The organism is Priestia sp. YIM B13552, from assembly GCF_042787775.1.
GTDB classification, from domain to species: Bacteria; Bacillota; Bacilli; order Bacillales; family Bacillaceae_H; genus Priestia; species Priestia megaterium_E.
Genome location: NZ_JBHZOU010000010.1, coordinates 83,009 through 104,769 on the forward strand (window position 1 = coordinate 83,009; position 21,761 = coordinate 104,769).

23 protein-coding genes and 1 pseudogene are annotated in these 21,761 nt (G+C 33.7%); 10 read left to right on the forward strand and 14 right to left on the reverse strand.

All coding sequences use genetic code 11. The annotated features are described in order from the left end of the window. The first annotated feature begins 133 nt into the window (after positions 1-133). Positions 134-1,399, forward strand: coding sequence for a Y-family DNA polymerase (locus ACFX40_RS25380; RefSeq protein ID WP_377257009.1), 1,266 nt, complete (start codon positions 134-136; stop codon positions 1,397-1,399). A gap of 13 nt (positions 1,400-1,412) precedes the next feature. Continuing rightward, complete coding sequence (locus ACFX40_RS25385) at positions 1,413-1,691, forward strand: YolD-like family protein (protein WP_377257012.1); 279 nt, start codon at positions 1,413-1,415, stop codon at positions 1,689-1,691. A 334-nt stretch (positions 1,692-2,025) separates the two neighbouring features. On the opposite strand, the gene ACFX40_RS25390 is transcribed toward ACFX40_RS25385, so the two are convergent. Then, a complete protein-coding gene (locus tag ACFX40_RS25390) occupies positions 2,026-3,015 on the reverse strand; it encodes a hypothetical protein (protein ID WP_377257015.1) in 990 nt (329 codons plus the stop codon). A gap of 60 nt (positions 3,016-3,075) precedes the next feature. Beyond that, complete coding sequence (locus ACFX40_RS25395) at positions 3,076-3,771, reverse strand: YiiX/YebB-like N1pC/P60 family cysteine hydrolase (RefSeq protein ID WP_377257018.1); 696 nt, start codon at positions 3,769-3,771, stop codon at positions 3,076-3,078. Between the two features lie 667 nt (positions 3,772-4,438). Between ACFX40_RS25395 and ACFX40_RS25400 the strand changes: the two genes are divergently transcribed. The 3 genes and pseudogenes from ACFX40_RS25400 to ACFX40_RS25410 all read left to right on the forward strand — a co-directional run bounded on the left by ACFX40_RS25400 (position 4,439) and on the right by ACFX40_RS25410 (position 7,221). Then, on the forward strand, positions 4,439-4,738 hold the full coding sequence (locus ACFX40_RS25400; protein WP_377257021.1) for a hypothetical protein: 300 nt from the start codon (positions 4,439-4,441) through the stop codon (positions 4,736-4,738). 519 nt (positions 4,739-5,257) lie between these two features. Continuing rightward, a pseudogene (locus ACFX40_RS25405) lies at positions 5,258-5,347 on the forward strand (hypothetical protein); the annotation flags it as partial. Between the two features lie 473 nt (positions 5,348-5,820). Next, positions 5,821-7,221 carry a sucrose-specific PTS transporter subunit IIBC gene (locus ACFX40_RS25410; protein WP_057242571.1) on the forward strand — a complete coding sequence of 467 codons (1,401 nt, stop codon included), beginning with the start codon at positions 5,821-5,823 and terminating at the stop codon, positions 7,219-7,221. Between the two features lie 466 nt (positions 7,222-7,687). On the opposite strand, the gene ACFX40_RS25415 is transcribed toward ACFX40_RS25410, so the two are convergent. The 3 genes from ACFX40_RS25415 to ACFX40_RS25425 form a co-directional block, all read right to left on the reverse strand. Then, a complete protein-coding gene (locus ACFX40_RS25415; protein ID WP_377257024.1) occupies positions 7,688-8,167 on the reverse strand; it encodes a site-2 protease family protein in 480 nt (159 codons plus the stop codon). A gap of 380 nt (positions 8,168-8,547) precedes the next feature. Further along, positions 8,548-8,673 carry a hypothetical protein gene (locus tag ACFX40_RS25420; RefSeq protein WP_016765074.1) on the reverse strand — a complete coding sequence of 42 codons (126 nt, stop codon included), beginning with the start codon at positions 8,671-8,673 and terminating at the stop codon, positions 8,548-8,550. 31 nt (positions 8,674-8,704) lie between these two features. Continuing rightward, positions 8,705-8,980 (reverse strand): GlsB/YeaQ/YmgE family stress response membrane protein, encoded by a 276-nt coding sequence (locus ACFX40_RS25425; protein ID WP_280157767.1) that lies wholly within the window; start codon positions 8,978-8,980, stop codon positions 8,705-8,707. A gap of 279 nt (positions 8,981-9,259) precedes the next feature. On the opposite strand from ACFX40_RS25425, the gene ACFX40_RS25430 reads away from it, so the two are divergent. Further along, positions 9,260-9,700, forward strand: coding sequence for a cell wall hydrolase (locus ACFX40_RS25430; RefSeq protein WP_377257027.1), 441 nt, complete (start codon positions 9,260-9,262; stop codon positions 9,698-9,700). A 400-nt stretch (positions 9,701-10,100) separates the two neighbouring features. On the opposite strand, the gene ACFX40_RS25435 is transcribed toward ACFX40_RS25430, so the two are convergent. Then, on the reverse strand, positions 10,101-10,283 hold the full coding sequence (locus ACFX40_RS25435; RefSeq protein ID WP_029324141.1) for a YolD-like family protein: 183 nt from the start codon (positions 10,281-10,283) through the stop codon (positions 10,101-10,103). 506 nt (positions 10,284-10,789) lie between these two features. Here ACFX40_RS25435 and ACFX40_RS25440 point away from each other — a divergent pair. Next, positions 10,790-12,019 (forward strand): NAD(P)/FAD-dependent oxidoreductase, encoded by a 1,230-nt coding sequence (locus ACFX40_RS25440; protein ID WP_377257030.1) that lies wholly within the window; start codon positions 10,790-10,792, stop codon positions 12,017-12,019. Between the two features lie 359 nt (positions 12,020-12,378). Here the strand turns inward: ACFX40_RS25440 and ACFX40_RS25445 are convergent, their stop codons facing one another. The 3 genes from ACFX40_RS25445 to ACFX40_RS25455 form a co-directional block, all read right to left on the reverse strand. After that, positions 12,379-13,458: a lysozyme inhibitor LprI family protein gene (locus ACFX40_RS25445; protein WP_377257033.1), complete on the reverse strand. Its 1,080-nt coding sequence runs from the start codon at positions 13,456-13,458 to the stop codon at positions 12,379-12,381. Between the two features lie 230 nt (positions 13,459-13,688). Further along, positions 13,689-13,910: a DUF3006 domain-containing protein gene (locus tag ACFX40_RS25450; protein ID WP_377257036.1), complete on the reverse strand. Its 222-nt coding sequence runs from the start codon at positions 13,908-13,910 to the stop codon at positions 13,689-13,691. Between the two features lie 2 nt (positions 13,911-13,912). Beyond that, a complete protein-coding gene (locus ACFX40_RS25455) occupies positions 13,913-14,761 on the reverse strand; it encodes a ComEC/Rec2 family competence protein (protein WP_483879842.1) in 849 nt (282 codons plus the stop codon). A 468-nt stretch (positions 14,762-15,229) separates the two neighbouring features. Here ACFX40_RS25455 and ACFX40_RS25460 point away from each other — a divergent pair, with 468 nt between their 5' ends. Then, positions 15,230-15,574, forward strand: a complete 345-nt coding sequence (locus tag ACFX40_RS25460; protein ID WP_377257039.1) for a hypothetical protein — start codon at positions 15,230-15,232, stop codon at positions 15,572-15,574. Positions 15,575-15,758: 184 nt separating this feature from the next. Here ACFX40_RS25460 and ACFX40_RS25465 read toward each other — a convergent pair whose 3' ends face one another. Then, a complete protein-coding gene (locus tag ACFX40_RS25465) occupies positions 15,759-15,986 on the reverse strand; it encodes a helix-turn-helix domain-containing protein (protein WP_108674990.1) in 228 nt (75 codons plus the stop codon). Positions 15,987-16,242: 256 nt separating this feature from the next. On the opposite strand from ACFX40_RS25465, the gene ACFX40_RS25470 reads away from it, so the two are divergent. Next, a complete protein-coding gene (locus tag ACFX40_RS25470) occupies positions 16,243-16,764 on the forward strand; it encodes a hypothetical protein (RefSeq protein WP_377257042.1) in 522 nt (173 codons plus the stop codon). Continuing rightward, a complete protein-coding gene (locus ACFX40_RS25475; protein ID WP_279621200.1) occupies positions 16,751-16,915 on the forward strand; it encodes a hypothetical protein in 165 nt (54 codons plus the stop codon). The genes ACFX40_RS25470 and ACFX40_RS25475 overlap by 14 nt, the downstream gene beginning before the upstream one ends. A 102-nt stretch (positions 16,916-17,017) precedes the next feature. Here ACFX40_RS25475 and ACFX40_RS25480 read toward each other — a convergent pair whose 3' ends face one another. The 4 genes from ACFX40_RS25480 to ACFX40_RS25495 all read right to left on the reverse strand — a co-directional run bounded on the left by ACFX40_RS25480 (position 17,018) and on the right by ACFX40_RS25495 (position 21,453). Next, positions 17,018-17,908 carry a hypothetical protein gene (locus ACFX40_RS25480; RefSeq protein ID WP_377257045.1) on the reverse strand — a complete coding sequence of 297 codons (891 nt, stop codon included), beginning with the start codon at positions 17,906-17,908 and terminating at the stop codon, positions 17,018-17,020. An 87-nt stretch (positions 17,909-17,995) separates the two neighbouring features. Continuing rightward, a complete protein-coding gene (locus ACFX40_RS25485) occupies positions 17,996-18,784 on the reverse strand; it encodes a ParB N-terminal domain-containing protein (RefSeq protein WP_377257048.1) in 789 nt (262 codons plus the stop codon). Positions 18,785-18,892: 108 nt separating this feature from the next. Further along, entirely contained in the window at positions 18,893-20,194 is a 1,302-nt protein-coding gene (locus tag ACFX40_RS25490; protein ID WP_377257051.1) for a replication protein, read from the reverse strand. Positions 20,195-20,760: 566 nt separating this feature from the next. Further along, positions 20,761-21,453, reverse strand: a complete 693-nt coding sequence (locus ACFX40_RS25495; RefSeq protein WP_345936446.1) for a helix-turn-helix domain-containing protein — start codon at positions 21,451-21,453, stop codon at positions 20,761-20,763. Positions 21,454-21,761 lie beyond the last annotated feature (308 nt).

Genomic DNA, 21,761 nt, shown 5'->3' on the forward strand with positions numbered 1-21,761 from the left:
TTCATATACAATGTTCTTCTCTCTTATTATAGTAACAATAATCGGGAAAACTTTAGAGTTTTTGTTGAATAAAGAACGTTTGTTCGTATATAATGAATGAAACAAACGTTCTTTTATTTAAGGAGTTCTTTTAATGGATTATGGGCAGCTACCAAACAGAATCATTATTTGTATCGACATGAAATCGTTTTTTGCCTCAGTCTCCTCTGTCATACGGGGGGTAAATCCATTGAAAACAAGGCTTGCGGTGGTAGGAGATACCAAAAGGTCAGGATCGGTTGTGTTAGCTGCCACACCCTTATTAAAGAAAGAAGGGATCAAAACAGGAAGTCGCCTTTTCGACATTCCTAAAAGGAAAGATATCCATGTGGTGAATCCATCCATGGAGAGATATATCAAGGCTTCGAACTATATTTCGAGTTTAGTGTTACAGTATGTGGCTCCTGAAGACTTTCATGCCTATAGCATTGATGAGTTGTTTATTGATGCGACAGCTTCTCTGCATTTGTTCGCTCAAACACCAGAAGAATTAGCTCACAAAATCATCAATGAGATTTATCGTAAGACACGGCTGACAGCTACCGCAGGCATCGGTCCGAATCTCTTACTGGCGAAGGTGAGCTTAGATCATGAGGCCAAGAATAGCCCAACAGGAGTTGCGTATTGGCGATATGAGGATATTCCCTTTAAGTTGTGGTCCATTCATCCGATGAAGGATTTCTGGGGGATCTCGTCTGCTACGGAAAGGCGCTTGAATCGTTTGGGCATTCACTCCATAAAAGAACTCGCTCTTTCTTCTGTAGAGATGTTACGTAAAGAATTTGGTGTCCTGGGGGAAGAGTTGCACCAACATGCGAATGGGATTGATTTTAGTCGTATTTCTGATGTGTACATTCCTAGCTCTCGTTCTTTCGGAAAGAGTCAAATTTTGTTTCGGGATTATACAAACCGAAAAGAAGTGGAATTATTGCTGTTGGAGCTATTGGATGATGTGTGTTTTCGTTTACGCATGCATCAAGTGGTGGCTCAAACAATCCATTTATCGATTGGCTACAGCAAACAAACAGGTAGAGGCTTCTCCAGACAAAAGAAAATGGGGAGAGCTTCGAACTTGAGCCAAGATATCTTTCCGTATTGTTTAACTATTTTACATACGCATGATAGTGGAATGCCGATTCGCTCCATTGGCATTTCATTATCCAATACAAGCATCCAGGAAGAGGAGCAAATGAGCTTATTTGAGGATATTGACCAACGTGAAAGAGCCTATGCTCTTGCTAAAACGATTGATGACATTCGGCTGCGTTATGGGAAGAATAGTGTACTACGTGCGTCTAGTCACCTTCCTCATTCAACAGCTCGTTATCGAAATGGCCTTATGGGTGGCCATAAAGCGTAAGGAGGAAAAAGAGATGGAACCTAGAGGAATGAAAAAATGGCGGCCATTCGCCACTATGCCAGAGCAATACATAGGGTTAAAGGAGATTATAAATAAGCAAGTAGAAGTAGCTCAACCTGTTTTAACAGAAGAGCAAATGAAACAAATCAATTTCATCTTGATTGAAGCCTTACATACAAATAAACAAGTATACCTTACCTATTACAAGAAAGGCCAATGCATAACAGAGACAGGATTCATTCAGTTTGTTGATTCCCTTGGGGATTTATATTTTAACCAGTGTGACACCTAAAAGAAAGCTGCCTCTTTATACATTCCGAGGTAGCTTTCTTCTTTGATTCTAATTCTCTCTAACTGGTTTTTTATAGAAGTTACAGGTGCATCAATCCGTATTGTAATTCCACCATGATACCTTCTTTATAAGGATAATTTCAATTTATAAACTTTAACTTCTCTTTTAGTTCTTCAACTTTCCTTTATCCAATTCTTCTCTCAAATGATTTTTCACATAGTCGTTCACAAACTCCTTCATATTATGGACATTCACTTTAATTGGGAACGTCTTACCTAATATTGAAGTAAAATCTAATGCGTATAAATAAAAAAAGATGTCTATAGATATTTAATTAAGATCCTTGTTTTATTATTATAAAATCATTGGTGTTATCTTTTAATTTTATAGAATTAGTCACCTTTTTCTGTTTTAAATCATATTTTTCAAGAGTTTTACTTTCTGTGAGATAATAAAGGCTATCTTTCCAGTATTTTGTTTTAATGATTGCTTTATTAATTTTTAATTCTGTTTGATATCTATAACTATCATTGTAAAGAACAAATGTTGTAGTATTTTTAGATGTATTATGTTTTATTAAAAATCCTTCTTTTAATGGAATAACTTCATTACCATTATTATATTTTAAATGAATCTCCCTTAGCTCGTTACTTTTGAGATTATAAATCAAAACTTTGCTTTCACTTTGCTTACCTTCTTCTAAATTAAACATTGTTAGATAAATTTTATTGTGTTTAACGTTCATATCTGACAGAGCGTATGGAATGCCTAATTGCACTTTCTTTAAGACTCTTAAATCTTTTGCCGAAAGAATATTCAAAGAAAATTGCTTATCTATGGGTTCATTCATATTTCTAGCTACAGTATATATTTTCTTACCGTATTCCTGTACTGAAAATGGTATGCCTTCTAATCTTTTGCTAACAAGTTCACCAGAGCTTTTTTTTAATTCATAAGTATAAAAATTTATATCATTTTTTTTATCAAAATTATAAACCATCAGTTCCCAATTACTATTATAAATACTAAATAAGGGATAAGGTAAAGAGGAATTTTGTTTCTTTACTTTTTCATTAGAAAGAGTAATTATTTTAGAATTATAGCTAGACAGTATATTGTACTCCTCTTCATCATAGGATATTTGAGTTAAACCTGATTCGTTTATATTTTTAGTTTTTATATTATCCAGTTCTTTGTCTAAAATTGTAACTTTGCTATTATTGCTATCTAAATCACTACTTAATACAGCTATAAATTCTCTGTGATTAGTACACCCGGTTAAAATACTTAAGAGTATACATATTATGGTTATATTCTTATACATTAAAATACTCCTAATTAAAAAGAAAGCGATATAAACTCATCGCTTTCTTTTTTTATAATATTACTTCAATTTATTACTTTTCCGAATATCAACAGGGAATACACCTGGGACACTACTTGAATCTAAATCATACCCTTGTTCTTTCCAAGCTCTCCATACCAACTGTGAGCAATACCATGAATCTGTTTTATTCTTGGAAGCAAAATTATAATTGTATGGCTCATATAGCTGAGCTTTAGTATATTTGACAGCTTTTGCTCTTTGAGAGGCCGTAGAATTTTTTACTCTTTGTACCTTCGCATCTTTCCATCTATTTTTCCAATTGTTGGACCAATAGCGTACTCCATCTTTAGATGGCCCTTTATTTCCATAAGCTTCAATGGTGTTAGCTGAGTCTACGACTATTGCAGCATGACCTCCTGGCCAGGCATTGGCGGTAGAACTACTTCCTTTCATAGTAGTCAATACATCCCCAGCACTTCCCATGGAACCAGACACAGCCGACGCATGATAATTATTTTGCTGGTCTGAAGATAATGACTCTTTTCTTATTTGGTTAACAGTTTCTTCTTTGACACTTTTTAGTTCTTTACTGTATTGACTGGAAAAATCACTATACTGTAATTCTTCACCCTTTTTTTGGTAGTAATCATCAGAATTTATTTCTTCAGCACTAGCGCTATTATAATTTCCCATTAACAAAGAAGTGCTTAAAGATAAAGTAATTATGGACAATAAAGCAGTTTTTCTGTTCATATAACATATCCTCCATTTTATTTTTTACTTAAAGATCCGTTACCACTTGTACCTTTGACATAAGGTGACATATTAAGTTGTTGTAACCTAATTGAATATGTACCATTTGTAAGAGATACTGTTTTGTTCAAGCTCTCTCCTGATTTTAGAGTCCAAAATTTAACTTCTCTATCAGGATAGCTATCGTAGGGGAACATTATAGAAACTCGCATACTAGCCTTTCCAGTGTTCTTAGCTTTGATAACGGCTGTGGTTTTTGTTTCTTTAGGCTTCGTAGAAAATATTTTCACCCATGACCCACTCGAACTAGTCTGGTTAGAAGTTAATTTTGCACTAGAACTGGCAGCTTGAGCTAGTGATGACGAAGTAAACACTAGAACAAGCATTAAAATTAATGCAGTTACCAACTTTTTAAATTTTGTAATTTTCTTTATAATTTATCTCTCCTTTCCATTTAACATATTACAAAAAAGTAAAATAATTGTAAATGGTATTTTGTTATTTTTTGTTATTTATTAGTTCAAATGTGATATATTCATTGTCGTATATTAAGATAAAATGGGAATGAAAATGCATTTAGTGTAAATTTACACTTTATGTATTGAAAATAAGCGCATATCCTGTATAATCTTAATAGTAAAATAAATCCAAAGGAGTATTAATAAAGATGAAAAGTATTTTTATTACTATCTTGTATTTAATTATAATAGTTGGGCTTATATTAATTTTTATTAATGATTTTTTTATGGTAAATCCAAGCATATTTCATTTTTCTGTAACAGAGAAGTTAGGGATTTCCCAATATAGCTATCTGGCTATATTTCTAGCTGTTTTTGTCCTTGCTTTATATTTACGCTTTGAAAAAAAGTTTTCGTTAAAGAAAACTATGATCATATCTTTAATTTTGTGTGTAATTATTATTCTAATTATGTTGATATTGATAGGAAGCGTTGCTGGTAATATATAAGCTATAAATTATATACCTATTCTAATGATAAGCATTTTTAATCAACATTTTATAACTAGAAGGACAAACATGAACAAAGATAATCAATTTTGTTCATGCTTGTCCTTTTATATACATGGAGAGAAAAGAGAGAGTACATATAAGGCTCAAAGAAAAGATATGTCAGATAGAAATACTATATAAAAAATAGCTGAAAAATTTAAATAGTAACGGGGAATAGAAAAGAATCATTTCTGTAATGCCTAACTTTGTTAGCTTCTCTTGAACAATCCTTCCTTCTTCATTTTTCTTTTATTTTTGCAACTTAACTTATAGCTTATAATTCGACTCATTTGTAACTCCCACTGCAAATATAAAAATTATTTTAAAAACCCTCTTTTCTCAGGAAACACTGTGCTAATCTTATTTTTTCTTATAAATCCAAAACCCATAATATAAGATATTGCTAACAAGATAACAACAGCAATAATAATCTTTATGTAAGAAAACCCTAAAGCCAAAAGACTGTGTTTTAGAAGATTAGACCCTTTGAAAACTAAGCTTGCTGTTGTAGTAGATACTAAATGGTCGAAATCTGTTGTATTAGCTGCCATACCATTAATAAAGAAACATATGCTTTTTGCTTTGGTGAAGAATACTACTCCTCTCCATCATATTTAATTGCTACCCTACTTTCCTTTTTGATCATCAAGATGAAGAAAAGCATTTAATTATAAATGTTGTAATAAAAGGAGAAGGCAAGTACCTTCTTTTTTATATAGCTATGTTTGTTTTTTAAATCTGGGATCTAGAATCTCTGACCAGCAAAAGAAAGCGTTGACATTTTCTTATATCATAAACTATAATAAGCGAAAGAAACCGGTTCCAAGTTAACTTCTTATTTACGAAATTGGCTCCTATGAAAGGAATCATTTAATTATATATATGTTGTTTTTTTAGTTTTTTTGGAACCGGTTCCTATTTGTTTGGGCTATATATTTTATAGATAGCAAGAAATATAGTCACAATCGAATCAGAAATATTAGTTTTTTTCTTATCAAAGTTTCGTTATACTATCATCACCAAAGGGGTGTTATCATCAAGTGGAAAAGGGTTACAAAGACATAGCTAGCAAAGTAGTTGAGGCAATAGGTGGAAGAGAAAACATTTCATCATTTGCTCATTGTGCAACAAGATTGCGTATTATGGTACATGATCAAACAAAAGTAAATCAAGAAGCAGTCGAAAATATAGAGAAAGTAAAAGGTGCATTTTATAATTCAGGACAATACCAAATTATCTTTGGTACAGGAACTGTTAATAAAGTATATGAAGCAGTGAATGAGTTGGGTATTAAAGGCACGTCTACATCTGAAGTAAAAGCAGAAGCTAAGAAACAAGGAAACGCTTTTCAACGAGCTATCCGAACCTTTGGTGACGTTTTCGTTCCAATTATTCCAGTTCTTGTTGCAACCGGATTATTTATGGGTTTACGTGGGGTACTAACGCAAGAAGCAGTGTTAAATTGGTTGGGTTATACACCCAATGATATCCCTGAAAACTTTATAATGTTTACACAAGTTGTCACAGATACAGCTTTTGCATTCTTACCAGCATTAATTGCATGGTCAGCCTTTAAAGTATTTGGTGGAAGCCCTGTTCTAGGAATTGTCTTGGGATTAATGTTAGTAAATCCAGCACTTCCAAACGCATATGCAGTAGGCTCAGGAGACGCACATCCTATTCACTTCTTTGGATTTATTCCAGTTGTAGGGTATCAGGGTTCTGTTTTACCAGCTTTCTTTGTAGGTCTTTTAGGGGCAAAATTAGAGCGTTGGATTCGTAAAAAAGTGCCCGATTCCATTGATTTAATACTCACGCCATTTCTAACATTATTGATCATGATTACATTAGGTCTCTTCGCTATCGGACCAGTTTTTCATTCATTAGAAAACATAATTCTAACAGGCACAAAAGCAATTTTAGATTTACCATTTGGTTTAGCTGGTATTATTATTGGTGGCCTACAACAAGTTGTTGTAATTACTGGCGTTCATCATATATTTAATTTACTTGAAATTCAATTATTAGCTGATACAAAATTTAATCCATTCAATCCATTAATCACTAGCGCAATCGTAGCTCAAGGGGCTGCAACGCTAGCAGTTGGATTGAAATCTAAAAATAAAAAAGTGAAAGCATTAGCATTCCCATCAGCATTTTCAGCCTTTTTAGGAATTACAGAACCTGCTATATTTGGAGTAAACCTAAGGTTCTTTAAACCCTTTATAATGGGCCTTATAGGAGGAGCAGTAGGGGGATTCTTAGCCTCGATTTTTCATCTAAAAGCAACAGGAATGTCTGTTACAGCTATTCCAGGATTATTATTGTACTTGAATAATCAGATTTTTATCTATATTTTCGTTAATTTGATTGCCTTTGCTGTATCATTTATTCTGACATGGCTGTTTGGTTATAACGACAAGATGCTTAAGAATCGGTAATTATATATAAATTATAAATTGTAATTAATAAACTACAATGAATGACATTAGAAAAATCCTTATATCTAGATCCAGTATAAGGCCTTTTTAGCAAAGCTCAATCATTGATGTTGTAGGAAAAGAGAAGATTAAAGCCCTTCTCTTTTTTATATAATTTTATTTACTTATTTTTAAAATCTGAAATATACAATCCTTCACGCTGCCACTGTTGCTCATTATGTTCTACTTTAGACGGTATATGTTAACTTTCTCGTATGGTATATAACGACATTTCCATCACGCAAATGACCTTCTACCGGAAAGGAGTAAAAGGTTTTTTGTTATCAATTATCATCAACATCTATACTAATTGCTAAATTAACTACATTATTTAAAGTAGCTTTATTTTCACTGTCTAACTTATTGCGCAAACGAAATAATATGTAGCTTTGTTGATTTTTCAATCTCCATCATTATTTCAGCCTTATTAATCAGGATTACATGTTATTTTTCCATACCTCAATGCATCGTAAATAGCACATCCATCGCTTGAAGTTGTTTCTGTAAATTTAATAGGCAATAGCGAGAAGACAATATAATAAACAGAAAAATAGACAAACTGGTAAGAAAAGAGACTTGTTGAAAGAATGTCATCCATAACTAAACCATTTATAAGGAAAATAGAAGCTAAATTAGCAATGGCACCTCCAGCATAGACACAAGCATGGGTAAATCGATTGTCGTATTTTAGTTTTTCATATACACAAAAAGAATCCAAAAAATAAACGGATTTTATTTTAATTTTCTTCCATTTAAAAATCGTTTTTCCTTTTCCAATGGTAAAATCCACTCTCCCTCCGAAAAAGATCGCCATGATAGAATGACCTAATTGATGAACAAGAGACACAAGTGGTAGTACAAGTAAGAAAGAAAACAAGAACTTAGGCATATCACTGAATCCAAACACACTTCCATCTCCTTTATTATGAAATGATTTACTAAATGGTTCGCTTATTAAAATAGATAAAATCTACGTAATAGTGGACAGACTTTTTTTAACAGAGGTTGTGCCTTTTTTAATCATATGTACAATCCTCCGTTTGGCACTCTGAAAGGCCTTTAGTCAAAAGCTAGAGCCAATTAATTTTTAATAAAGCAGTAGTTAAAGGGATTAATAATCTTTGAGCATTGCCTATAAAGAAGAATATCTTCGCTGTGTTTTTGAATATTCTCCATAACAATAAACGACCCTATGTATCGTAAACAAAGTTACTAAGGTCGCTTATGCTATATTCTGATTTATTATTTTTTTATCTTTTTCTTTGTAACGAAATATCTGGTTTCTCATTAAGTTTCTGACAGAACTTCACTATCATGATTAATTTGATCGAACAAATAAGTAAGGTAAGATTCTAATTCGAATTGATCATCTTCAACAAAATCATCTAACACAGGCTTACTTTCTTCTCCCATTTTTAATCACTCCAACTTAATTTTTTTCGGTTTATTTTGCATGATGACCATGATTGTTTTTTTGTCCCATTTTTCTTAGAACAAAGCTTACAATTAACACCAGAATGATTGCTCCAATAATGGCTGGAATGATGGCAAAACCACCAACGACTGGTCCCCAACTTCCCAAGATCAGACCACCTAACCAAGAACCAATAAAACCAGCGATAATATTACCAATAATGCCTCCAGGAACGTCACGCCCTGTAATTAAACCGGCAAGCCAACCGATAATTCCACCTACAATTAGCATCCATAGAATTTCCATATACCATTCTCTCCTTTTAAAATAGTTAGTTGACTTTACCCTCGTCTAAAATCCATTAATCCTGTTATTTTTTTCCTCAATAAAGTTTTTCTCCTGATGTACTAAGATCATATAGCTCTGCTTGCAATCTATTTTTGTTCTTTTGGACACCTTCTAACGTCTCGTCCATTTTATGAAAAATATAAGTGACTAGACTAACCCCCAGCGTATAAATTGCTATCTTATAAACCATGACATCAATATAGGCTTTTTTTCATACTATATTTTGGGGGTGAGTAAATGGCAAGAATAAGTTACCGAAGTGCAGACATTAACTTAATGGCAAGGATGATGCGAGCAGAAGCTGAAGGTGAAGGAAGACTAGGGATGTTATATGTTGGAAATGTAATTGTTAATCGTCTTGCAGCAAATTGTATAGACTTTAAAAATTTAAGAACCGTTTCACAAGTCATTTATCAAGTACAGGGGGGGAACTTTTCGTTTGAAGCTGTTCAAAAAGGCAATGTATTTTATCAAAGAGCGAGAGGTGTTGAAATAAGATTAGCAAAGCAGAATCTGGATTATTGGAGACAACACCCAGCGAAATTTGCTCTTTGGTATTTTAATCCACATGCTCCGTGTCCTCCAACATGGTACGGTCAACCTGCATCTGGTCAATTTAAAAATCATTGTTATTATGAACCAAAACCTGATACATGTGCTAGTGTTTATAGAGGTTAGATTATCAAGAAGTTATGATTAATTCTGGAGTAATATGGGGGATCTGCGAATATAACATTTTAGTCGTAAGTGCTGGTAGCTAGCGTTATTTATTCAATGCAACTCCTATAGATTATGTGACAGTAGTCCGTTTAAAAAAACTTCCCCCCCACTGTAGCCTATTTCTTTAATCTTTGTTTTGATGTATTTTTATCTTGCGAAATAAAAAGGGAACTTCCTAGTTAGTAGGTATTCCCTTGTTTCGCATAAGCAGTTAATCAAATGAAACAAGAAATAGTACTAATAAGGTAAATAAATCATAAAAAAAGAGGAAGAAAGTTCTCTTCCTCTTTTTTATAGCGTTATCATTAACATTCCCTGTAATAAGCATATTAAATAATGTAATTACACGATGATAGACTTAATGAATTTCAGTAATGCCTGATAAACGAATAGAGAATATATTGTGTTGTTCATCCTCTAGAGAAAGAGTTTGATCATGAAGATTAAGATCATTTACACGTCCCTTACATGTTTGTAATAAACCGTTTTGATAATAGTTAATGGTAATGACACCTTTCTTTCTTAATGCTTTCAATATCATGCTCCGTTCCCCTTTCTTCCTAATAACTAATGTAGGAATGTGTTATTCAAATAAGTAATTATCATGCAGAATTTGTGAGAAAATCATACAAGTTAAAAGTTATATTGTTTTATATTATTTAGTATACAATAAACCTATAGGAAACGCTTACATTTTATTGTGTAAACTTTGTGAACTTTCAACAGGAAGAAAGCTCAAAGAATAAAAGAGGAAAAGAAATATATGTCTAGAATCTATATCTATGTTTCAATCCATCTATTGTACCTTCTTATAAATGAGCTTTTATTTAATGCTTAAAATATCATTCCGATTTTTAGCGCAAATTCTTTTTAATTGTTTAACAGGTGGAAATTCCCTGTACTTAATTCGTTTTAACTTCCATACTTTATGTATGTAGCATACCCTTGTCAATTTACCTCATTGCTTTAACTCGTAAGAGCATTGGTTTTAGAATCCTTCTAATGGATACACAAATTAATAATTGTACTTGGAAACGGAGCGATACGATGAATAAGACGTATGATGTCATCATTACCGGTGCTAGAGTTGCCGGCTCTACTCTTGCTATTTATCTTGGGAAGGCAGGTTTCCGTGTGTTGTTAGTAGACCAAGCGACCTTTCCAAAGGATACTTTATCAACCCATACTTTTTTCAATAATACTGTCGCTCTTCTTCGAGAGATCGGTGTCATGGACAAATTATTGAAAACAAACGCCCCACCGGTACAGGATATTAAATTTCAATTTGAGGATACCGCGATAGAAGGACTCATCCCTAAGGTTGACGGAGAAGAAAGTTGTTACTGCATTAGAAGAACTTATCTCGATCAGATCCTACTTGAACAAGCCAAATCACAAATGAATGTAACTGTTCTAGAAAGGTTTCGTGTGACGGATGTTATTCATGCTGACGATACAGTAGTAGGGGTGGAAGGTCTAGATGGCAATAACGAGAAACAAGAATTTTTAGCTGGCCTGGTAGTCGGGGCGGACGGCCGATCCTCAATTATTCGCAAGCTGGTAAAAAGTGAACTCAAAATAAGCATTTCGGCAAAAGTCGGCATCTATTTCGGGTACTTCTCTGAATTTCGCCATGACAATGTCCCTAAATTTGAAGTATACAAGATAAAAGATAACACAGCCATTCTCTTTCCAACGAATGATAATTTATATGTTATTGCCGGCATTTTCCCATTAGAAAATAAGGAATTGATAGGACGATTGAAATTAAATCCAGAAAGCAGTCTACGCAATTTCTTAACAGATAACTTTCCGAATACAACAATAGGGACGCGTTTAAAAAATGCGGAATTAGTAGAACCGATTAAAGGCATTCTCAGATATAATAATTACTGGTATAAAGGAATGGGAAAAGGGTGGGCGTTGGTTGGAGATGCAGTTTGTTTTAAAGATCCTGGCATGGCACAAGGTATCCATGATGCTATATGTGGAGCACGTATATTATCCAATATTCTCTCAAAATATAAGGGACAATCCAATCAATCAAATCAAATATCTGAAGAATATCAAAAGGCAATAGAAGACGAGTTTATGGTTCGGTTTCACATGGGATGTCAAATTTCGCAGAATGAACGCATCTCTGAACAACAGAATGCTGTCAATAAGCTAATCAGTTCTCATCCAGAGGCTATAGAGAAGTTTTTAGGGATTTATAATTACTCAAACGAGCCCGATGCTTTAGAAAAAGAACTCACACGAATTATGCAATCAATCTAGCAATGAGGGGAAGGTAAACCGAGAGCAGGAAGGGATATATCGAAAACAAAGATTTTATTCTGTTACGATTAGTACATTTTATCTAAAACATACTCAATATAAAGAGCCACTTGTTTCATACAAGTGGCTCTTTGTTACGTTGAATACATTAAATCATTCCCATCACTATTAGAGAAGTTTATGAATCTGCAAAGAATGGTGTTAGCTAATAATAGTCAGATAGCAATGGAAGAGAAATAACGGCAAGAAATAGCAAGAGCAAATGTGTATGTGTGTGATTTATAGGATGGCATATACACACATAATAATGAAAATAGCCAATACATAAAGTTCCACCATGTAAATATAGTACTTTCTCATTATTTCATATAATAAGTAACTAGCTCGTAGCAACGTTCTCTAGTCATTTCGTGTAAAATTCGAGCTTCTTCAGCATAAGCTAAAGTTCCTCCTCCAGCTTCTTTCAACTCTTTTTGAGAAGCAGCATCTCTATCTTTAATCCATTGGCGTTGTTTGATTTTCAAGTTGTTCATTTCTGATGCAGGTAATTGATTCTTTAATTCACCATAGATATCATTCAACATCTTGTCCCACATTTGATAATTTTCCCCTGAAGCTTGTCTTCTGTCACCATCAATCTGATCGTTAACTGGTTGTACTTCACTAGCTCTAGTCTGCTCTAGTAAATCAAAGTAATAAGCTTTTTTGCTATTAGTTATTGTTGTAGCTGGACTATTTGTTGATGGAGTGCTTGTAGTTGGACCAGTCTTTGATACAGTAGTAATCGGCCCATTTTTAGCTATATCAGTCAAGTATAATTGATTATTGATAAGCACGGCTGTGTACATCCAATTGTATTTATTTGTTTTTTGAGATCCATCTGGTTGTATAACAGATACGGTCTCTACAGTTTGTATTTTATAAAGAGGCCCATCAGAAGAGTTACCTGCTTTCGTAAAATTCACTACAGAATAATCTATCCAGTTCTCTTTAATACCCTTCTTATATAAATTGCTTACTAATGATTGTTGGTCACTATATAACGAACCTTTTAAAACATGCGCAACGTTACTGAACTGGCCTGTATTAATTGCAGTTGTTAGTCCATTTATGTAGTCATCCATTACTAGAGCTGCTGTATCTTTAGTAACAAAAGCGTCATCGGAGACTGTATTTGAATTAGTTGAGTTTTGCTGATTACTATTTTTGTGAACAACACTCGCATGATCGCTACCTTTTATAGTTGAAGGTTCCCCAGTATTATTTTCTGTAGCACTGTTACTATCTTGATTCGCTTTATTAGCACTATTATCACTGGTCTCCTGGCTACTAACCTCTCCAGTTTCCCCTGATTTCGAATCAACCTTTTCTTCTTGTTGACAGCCAGAAACCAGTAAAGAAGTTGCCGTAATTAATAAAAAAACACCTTTTTTATACATAGCTGTTCCCCCCTCTAAAAGTTGTTAATTTCCTGTGTATTTTACCAATATTAAAAGATAGTATAACAACGTTTTATTCCTTAGTAATGATATTATTTAGCAGTGAAATATTATAATTTTTTCAAAACAGTTTATTAATAATTAATTCGTAAAAAACAGTCTCAAAGTAAGAGACTGTCATCTTATTCCTTATGCTAGAGCAAGAATACTTTATAAATAGGAATTAGTTTTTAATCTTCCCATAGCTCATTCATCAGGTCTTCAATTTCTTTTTCTCTTTTCTTAGTTTCTTGCCTATCAATCGTCACTTTATTTCCTGTAATGTAAACAACATCTCCAACTTGTGTATCCTCAGGAAAGATATCTTTTGGATAATCTTTTGTTATGCCTTCAATTTCAACAACGGCAAATCCCTCTTCAAACCGATCAATAATCCCTTTTATCTTTTTCATAATTACCTCGATTTTTTAACAGAATAAGATGTTCCATCACCAGTGATAATAATCGTACCACTTTGGTCTGTTCGCAGAATACTTGCTTTTGAATTTTTTAGTAAGTTCACAACCTGAGAAGTAGGGTGTCCATAACTATTTTTACCCACACTAATGACTGCATACTTAGGCTTTACAGCGTCTAAGAAGTTTTTACTTGTAGACGTTTTGGCTCCATGATGGCCTACTTTCAGTACATCTGCACGTAGTGTTTTCTTCGCCTTAATCATGTCTGCTTCTGCTTTTGTTTCAGCATCACCTGTAAATAAAAATGTATTCTTCTTGTAAGCCATGTGTACAACAGCACTCCAGTCATTTAAATCACTGTTAGCATATGTTTTAGTAGGCCCTACAATTTGAGCATTTACATCTTTAACAGGTAACTTTACGCCTGCTTGTGCCGTTTTAATCGTTAATTTTTTCTTTTTCACAGCATTTAAAAAGTCTTTGTAAGCTTGCGTGTTATTACTTACTTTTGGTGCATAAACATTTTCTACTTTGAATGCATTAATGACTTCATCTAACCCACCAATGTGATCAGCATCAGGATGAGTAGAAATTAACACTTCTATATCATCGACTTTTCGTTTCTTTAAATAACTTACAACTGCATTTCCTTTACCTTTGTTTCCACCATCAATAACAATGTCCTCACCATTGGGAGCTTTAATATAGATACTATCTCCTTGACCAACATCAATGTAATGTACTTTCATGGTTTTAGGCGTTGCTGCGTATGAGGAAGCAGGAGCTGCAGCAATTCCTATTCCTATAGCAAGTGAAGAAACAATTTTGAAAACACGACTTTTCATTGTTTTATCCCCTTTTGATAAATGTATTTTTATTTGTATTGTTCGTTTATAGCAAAATTAATTTTACTATATGAAACCATCTGTTAATACATAAAAATTGAATATTTTTACTTATAAAAGTGAAAAAAGTCATGTTATATGTAAAGATAAGTAACAAAATGGAGGTAAATAGTAATGAAATGTGCTATTTTAAGAATTAGGTGAGATTGACATTTCAGGAGAAGTGGATCTTATGATCAAGCTACTACATATAGTTAATCGTAAATTCTCCAATATATATAATTAGCTTGAAAGAGAGGTGCTTTCGGATATTATGTTACTTTCGAATAGACAAAGATTATAATATAGAAGAGTAACAAAAAAGTGTTTTTTATAAAAGATGTTTCTATGCTACATATCTAGATAAATTTAAGCTCTGGCGTAACCGTAATGTGATTTATTTTAAAATTTTATAAAGGTGGCATGTAAATGGGGAAAGAACTCTTATTTGAATCGTATGTCTTGCTGTTTGATATTGAAATAACACTTGTCAATATAATAGAAAAAGAAATGACCACACATTACGGACATTTATGGCGACAAATTTTTTTCGCTGAAGGTGGAACTCAACTCTGCGATAATCTCCCCTTATTATTCCGATTAAATCTTCTTCAAGATATCTTCACTGATCATGAATTACACGACCTATGTATATTATCAGATATAAAAAACGCTTTAAATCAACAATCAACTATTTCTCGGGGTGATTTTGACTACCTGAAGTATTTCTCTCACCAACTAAACAGAAAAAAATTCCTCTCATTATCTGTCTAACTTTATTCAAAGTCAAAAATCTTATAAACACCTAAGCATAATAAGAATTAAATAGGGGTTATACTTTTAAGAACTTAATGAATATGAAAAGCCTACTTATATAAGAACAAGTAGGCTTTTCTGCTACGTTAAAGTCTATAAAACATTTATGGATCATTCTCAAAACAATTACAGCATCGTCTATTTACATTTGTAGAAAATCTTCTACTTTTACATCTTTCTTTAATCTTTTTAATCCTCTATTTATTTTATGCACAGTTGAGAACTTTGGTATGTACTGCTTATCGTTACACAATCTTGAAATCGTATGACGGCTCAGATTTGTTGCTTGTTCTAGTCCTAATTGGTTTATATCCTCTTGTTTATCTAACCATCTTCCAAAACGTGTTCTTTGTTTTCCTAAGCCTAGCATTACTATAACTCCTTTTTAGACCCAGTATGTCCTGTATGTTGTTTTTTTAAACTTTGGCAAAAAAACAACATATAGGACAAGCATTAGCTCATATCATAAATTAAGACGTCAAACAGAGACGTCAGATAAACCATCAGGAATGGAGCGAATAAGATGACAAAGGAACTAGCAATCTCGTTATTAAGTCGAAAAGACGTCTATTTGACGCTAAAAAGAAAACAGATGTTAGAGGATATGTTGAAAGAGAAAAACGTCTATGAAGAAAAATAAGAAGTCTAAAAATCACGTAGACACCTATAGACCAACCGTGCGGTATCATTCTATTTATCGTACATATGTAGATAATCTGTTTCAAGCTACGAAATTAGACCGAAATCAAATTATGAGGTGTGCGCTTTTTACAGCAGCGCACAACCCTGTTTTTTTAGAATTAATGAATCAATACAAAATGAGTGACGTCCCTCTCCCCTCCTCTCCATGGCAGCCTTCTTCCCACCCGTTATGGATGGAACAAGAGCCCAACATCGAAGAGAAAGGAGGAGGAGAACATGATGACCTTGAGAGAAAAGGAACGTCTGCAAACACTTCTACGTTACTTAGAACATCAACAGACAGCCAATCAATCTCTGGAACAACTATTGAGTCTAAACAACAACCCTCTAGCCATGAAAAGGCAGCACGAATTACGAGACGTCAACAAGCGATTGAGAGACGAACAAGGGCGGTTCCTACCTTACAATTATCAAACAATGGAGGAATTAGACTTGATTTTAGATAAAGAAGTGGAAATACAACGAAAACTGAAGATAGAGCCAATTGAAGGTTCTTATAATAGCTATCTAGTGGATGAGAAAGAAAAGAGAGATTGGAGTGGAAATATATATTTAGCATGTGTGGCGGCGATTTTAGTGATAGCTTTTTTTACCTGACGTCTTTTTAGAATAGTGTCGATATTTTGGTCATAAACATATAGCATGAATACAGTTAAGACCGCCTTATACACTATAAGTAATGGGCGGTCTTTGTTGTAATTATTCCATATATTTGTCAGGTAAAGACTTCCCAATCATCCAATCGTTCCAAAACGAAAGGTCAATGTTACCCTTATTTATTGCCTTTAGATTATGTTTAATTTCCTTTTGAGGAAGAGGGTTTGTTTTAACATCCTCCGGAAAAGAACGGTTTCCTGATGGATCATCCACTAATTTCAAAGCTTTTTGAAAATCTCGGTAAGTAGATGCTATCTTTACTTCCTTCCAAGTTGAACTATTCTTTTCTTTTTGTCCTATATAAACAGGAGAGTTTTTTTCATTAGCATGGATAAAGACAGGCAGCGTATATTCAATTGTACCAATAACTAACCAGTTACCGTTCCATGCCTTTGAGGGAACCCCCTTTTCACTTACAGCGTACTGAACTTGTCCGGCAGGAATTTCTTCATTTCTGTATACGGTTAATGAATTAGCAAAAAGGTCCGCCATTTCTAAATCAAAACTTTTTCTTTGATTTTTAAAACTTTGAGGGACCGATGCATTTCCACCCTTTCGTTCAAAATGTATTGGTACTCCTTTATAATTGGATCCCTTGCTATAAACGATAGTAGCAGGAGAATACGTAACATTGAGCTGATTGTTGTGTATATCTGCCTCAAGATGTGAATCACCTTCAAGCATTCCGTAGGAAAGGATTTCTTTCTCATCTTTACCGTGATGAGTTAAAGTCAATTTATATCCAAAATCAGTAGTAGCTCCACAGTTTGTTTGATGGACTTTCATTACATAGCCACTCTTCATTTCTATTCTCTGAATGACATCATCGCTACATCCAATCTTTTGTACCATTACAAATAAGTATTTGCCACCCATCAATAAGATAAGGATACTTACAGCGATAGCTAGTAGTATTTTTTTGTTCTTTCTCACAAGTTTCCCTTTTCTCCTTATCATGTTTTAGTTTAGAGCAACGATTGATATATTGGTTAAAGAATCACAGTGAGAAGCCTATAATTCTTACTTTTGATATTCGTAAACAACAGGAACTTTATCCATTTTGACGGTTTTTGCCACAATATAACGACGATAGCCATCTTTTAAGACCTTTGAATCTTTTTCAATCGTCAACGGCTCATCTAAGCGACCTGTACGTTTTACAAAATCAATGACCTTCTGTGTTTTTTCAAGATTTGGGCGTGTTTTTAAAAACTCTTCAGGTACGATAATGTCCTCAAAGTTCAACAGATCCTGTGTTCCTTTTGGTTGATTCGGTAGGGTTTTAGGTTTTGGCTCAGCCTTTTTCTCTTGTACAGGTGTTTCTTCGGCTTCTGGTTGTACCGTTTCTACTTCTTTCTTCTGTTCATCTGCTACAGGTTTAGAAACAGGTGCTTGTTCTTCTCCCTGTTTAGTAGACTCTGTGTTCTTTTGTTCTTGAGAAGGCGCAGAATCCTCTTTTTTAGGTTCTTTTTTCGCATCTGACTCATTCTTCTCTTTGTCATTTTTGTTGGGGAGAACAGTAATCTGGAAACAGATCACCCCTACTTCACCAGGACATTCATCAATCGGAATATCCAGCGTTGGTTCCCCTTGAATTAAAATTTTTTCATGCATGATGCTTTTCTTCGTAAGCCCTGTTTTATTAAAGGCTTTCTTCGCAACAAACACCGTATACGAAATAAAGGTACTCTTCTTTAATCCTTTAGGCGCAGATGGTGACCCTTTTTCACGCATATCAAAGGCAACATAGCGATCATATTCTCGTAAAGGTCCTGTGGCTGATCCGGTTAAGGTAATTTTATGTGGCATAATAGTCTCCTCCTGCGTAGATTAGTAGTTATTGTTTATTTAGAACACAGTTCTAAATAAACATATTCTATTAAAACATCAGCTTCTAAGAGATTCCTACTTTTTTGATTAGGAAGCTGTGTCTTTTAACTGGTTGTGTTGATGCAAACATTCTTGTTCCTCTGGCGTTAAAGCTTGTCCTAAGTCTTGCTTTACCTGAGCTATCTGCAACAAACTATACGTAGAGCTATGCTCTTGCAACAAGTTCTCTTCTTCTCGTGTTAGCTCTTGCCCTAAATCTTGCTTTAACTGAATCATTTCAAGCTGTTGATCCAAAGAAATCTCTGTTTCTTTTGGAGCTTCTTCTTGCTGCTGTTCAGCTTTTAACCAATTTGGAACTAGCTCCTTACGAATAATCCGTTTTGGTGTAGCGAATGTTGTTGTTTGACTTTCGTTATGTATAACTTCTTGTTGTGTTGCGTATACTGATGAATAATCCTGCTCTTTAGGCTTTGTTAATTCATAGAATTGATTTTTCGCAATCTGATAGATTAATCTACACATATCCCGTAGGGATAACGGGTTGCCTTGTTGATTGGCTTCATGCACATATTTATCTAATCCTACAATGGATGTATACGCAATATCATGTACTTGTTCTTTCTCAATCTTAATCTCTGTATCTTTTTTTACTGTTTTTGCAGCGTTTCGAATACGAGCATAGAAGTCTTGTAGTTGATGTCCATATTTACCTGCATAGACTTGATTGACTTTCTTAGGCACACCTTTGATGTAGGTGAATGCCTGTGAAACAGACATTAAATGATTATTTATATGATTTACAGGTAAATCAAGGTTAATAAAGGCATTCGGTGATTTATCGACCTCTAAGCTTGGTGTATCAACGTTTTCAGCACTTTCTGGATGCGTCACAGGACGTGTCACAGGAGTGGTCATTTCTTCTTGTTGAAGCGTTTGTATACCTGTTGTATCATGGGCAAAAAAGATTTCGTCGCAAATGTGATGAAAGTTCTTATGACTTTTAAGGATAAATACATAACTGTCCGGATGAGTACCTGTTGTATCTTCTTTAATGTAACGAGCGATAAGGATAAACGGTGTCGCTTTTAACGAGCGTACAAAACGAGAAACGGTACTTTTAGACACATTAAATTTCTTCATAAGCGTTTCAGAACGGATCGCTTGAATGCCCGTAGCCACTAGGTTATAGATGACATGATCGAGCATTTCCATTCTCTTTTTAGGAAATTCTTTATGTATAGCAGATTGTTGTTGTTTAAAGTGGGTACGAAGACTTTCTAAAAACTCTTCTTTCTTTTTACGAAGCGTGGACTTGTTGCTCCATAACCATTTGAACCGTCCATTGAAGGTATCTACATCTTTTAAATAACAGGTTAATATTTTTGTCATTTGTTCATCGTCTCCTTTAAGGAACACAAAAAAGACACTGTTTCCCTGGGAAAAGGAAAACAATGCCTTGATTTTGATGAACTAAGCCCTTGAAATAGATGTCAATTTCGTATAAAATAAAAACATAAGTTTTATTTTATAGAAAAACTAACTCTATTAACAAGAGACTTCGACAAGTGTTTTCCCTACCGTAACTAGGGGGAACGGTTTAAGAGTGTTGACAGCACTTCTTAAACAGTTGAAGTCTTTTTTCTATTCCGGTCCTTTTTGTTAGTTTTATTATAGCGTTAACTAGTCTCATAATTCAATAAAAATTAGCAAAATATATCAAAACGAGTATTTTAGGCTAATCTTTTTCATTTAGATAATAAATAATTTTAAAATTATTTATCTGAAAAATAAAATCTTTCTCTCTACTCTCAACCAGCATGCAAAGTGCAATTTTTAGTTTCAATAAAAATAATCTTCCAAATGAAAGAGGCATTGCCCTTAGTTAATTCAGCTTAACTAAGGGCAATGCCTCTTTCATTTTTTATCTTTCACTAAAATTAGGTTAATCATTGATTTTATTTCATGTTATACTCTCTTTCAAGTCGATCTACTAAATGTTCACTTATGTAATCTTCGATGAAAGCACGTTTTTTATTATGATTTTCTTCCCTTTTAAAACTAAACAGACCAGTTTTCACAGTGGTAGTCCGTTCCTCTTCAGGTAAAATGCCCCATTTTTCAATGGCTTCTTTTTTTAATTTGTTCCTAATTTTCAATTCGTTTAGACGTTGCTCTTTTTCCAAGATTCTTTGGTTGTTTGTAGTTGTAGATGTTTCAGGAAGTGCCTTTAGTACATCTTGAAATTGAGATAAAATTTTTTGATTTGTTTGTCCACTTTGATTCATAAATGTTGTTAAAACCTGAACCATAGAATCAATTTTCTCAGTTGCCTCTGCTAATTGTTCTTCTAAATTCACTATTTTCTTCTCAAAAACTGTTTTCATAGGTTCATTCTTTTCTAACATCTCTGATGTTGTTTCTCCATTAAAATGTGAACGGATTTGCTTAATAGAATAACCATGTTCTTCTTTTAATCTCTTAGCCTCAAGTAACATATCAATTTCTTCTCTTTTGAAACGACGATGACCACCTTGAGTACGAATTCCTTGAATATTAAAGTCCTCTTGATATCTTCGAATTGTTTGATCAGACAGTCCAGTAAGTTTTATTACTTCACTTAATTTGAATTCTTCCTCAGTTTGTTTCAAATTAACCCCTCCTCTTCTCGATTATAATAACAATAAATTTGTTGTTATTATAACAGAACTGACATCAAATTTTGAGAGATTTAATAATGGATTTTTTGTTAGATTTACAGGTTCTTTTGCTATTTTTGATAGAATAGGCAATTCAAAGTCATAGTTCATTATAACAAAGTTCTTAAGAAGGCTAAAGAGATGAAATCTAACTGTGAATCTATAGTAAGTGACTGTTAAGTTTGGATTGGAGAAGGCTAAAGAGATGAAATCTAACTGTGAATCTATAGTAAGTGACTGTTAAGTTTGGATTGGAGAAG

Bases quoted from the DNA above. Each gene is read 5' to 3' on its own strand.
- ACFX40_RS25380 (WP_377257009.1), top strand. From the start codon at position 134: ATGGATTATGGGCAGCTACCAAACAGAATCATTATTTGTATCGACATG.
- ACFX40_RS25385 (WP_377257012.1), top strand. From the start codon at position 1,413: ATGGAACCTAGAGGAATGAAAAAATGGCGGCCATTCGCCACTATGCCA.
- ACFX40_RS25390 (WP_377257015.1), bottom strand. From the start codon at position 3,015: ATGTATAAGAATATAACCATAATATGTATACTCTTAAGTATTTTAACC.
- ACFX40_RS25395 (WP_377257018.1), bottom strand. From the start codon at position 3,771: ATGAACAGAAAAACTGCTTTATTGTCCATAATTACTTTATCTTTAAGC.
- ACFX40_RS25400 (WP_377257021.1), top strand. From the start codon at position 4,439: ATGAAAAGTATTTTTATTACTATCTTGTATTTAATTATAATAGTTGGG.
- ACFX40_RS25420 (WP_016765074.1), bottom strand. From the start codon at position 8,673: ATGGGAGAAGAAAGTAAGCCTGTGTTAGATGATTTTGTTGAAGATGAT.
- ACFX40_RS25425 (WP_280157767.1), bottom strand. From the start codon at position 8,980: ATGGAAATTCTATGGATGCTAATTGTAGGTGGAATTATCGGTTGGCTT.
- ACFX40_RS25430 (WP_377257027.1), top strand. From the start codon at position 9,260: ATGGCAAGAATAAGTTACCGAAGTGCAGACATTAACTTAATGGCAAGG.
- ACFX40_RS25435 (WP_029324141.1), bottom strand. From the start codon at position 10,283: ATGATATTGAAAGCATTAAGAAAGAAAGGTGTCATTACCATTAACTAT.
- ACFX40_RS25440 (WP_377257030.1), top strand. From the start codon at position 10,790: ATGAATAAGACGTATGATGTCATCATTACCGGTGCTAGAGTTGCCGGC.
- ACFX40_RS25445 (WP_377257033.1), bottom strand. From the start codon at position 13,458: ATGTATAAAAAAGGTGTTTTTTTATTAATTACGGCAACTTCTTTACTG.
- ACFX40_RS25450 (WP_377257036.1), bottom strand. From the start codon at position 13,910: ATGAAAAAGATAAAAGGGATTATTGATCGGTTTGAAGAGGGATTTGCC.
- ACFX40_RS25455 (WP_483879842.1), bottom strand. From the start codon at position 14,761: ATGAAAAGTCGTGTTTTCAAAATTGTTTCTTCACTTGCTATAGGAATA.
- ACFX40_RS25460 (WP_377257039.1), top strand. From the start codon at position 15,230: ATGGGGAAAGAACTCTTATTTGAATCGTATGTCTTGCTGTTTGATATT.
- ACFX40_RS25465 (WP_108674990.1), bottom strand. From the start codon at position 15,986: ATGCTAGGCTTAGGAAAACAAAGAACACGTTTTGGAAGATGGTTAGAT.
- ACFX40_RS25470 (WP_377257042.1), top strand. From the start codon at position 16,243: ATGAAGAAAAATAAGAAGTCTAAAAATCACGTAGACACCTATAGACCA.
- ACFX40_RS25485 (WP_377257048.1), bottom strand. From the start codon at position 18,784: ATGCCACATAAAATTACCTTAACCGGATCAGCCACAGGACCTTTACGA.
- ACFX40_RS25490 (WP_377257051.1), bottom strand. From the start codon at position 20,194: ATGACAAAAATATTAACCTGTTATTTAAAAGATGTAGATACCTTCAAT.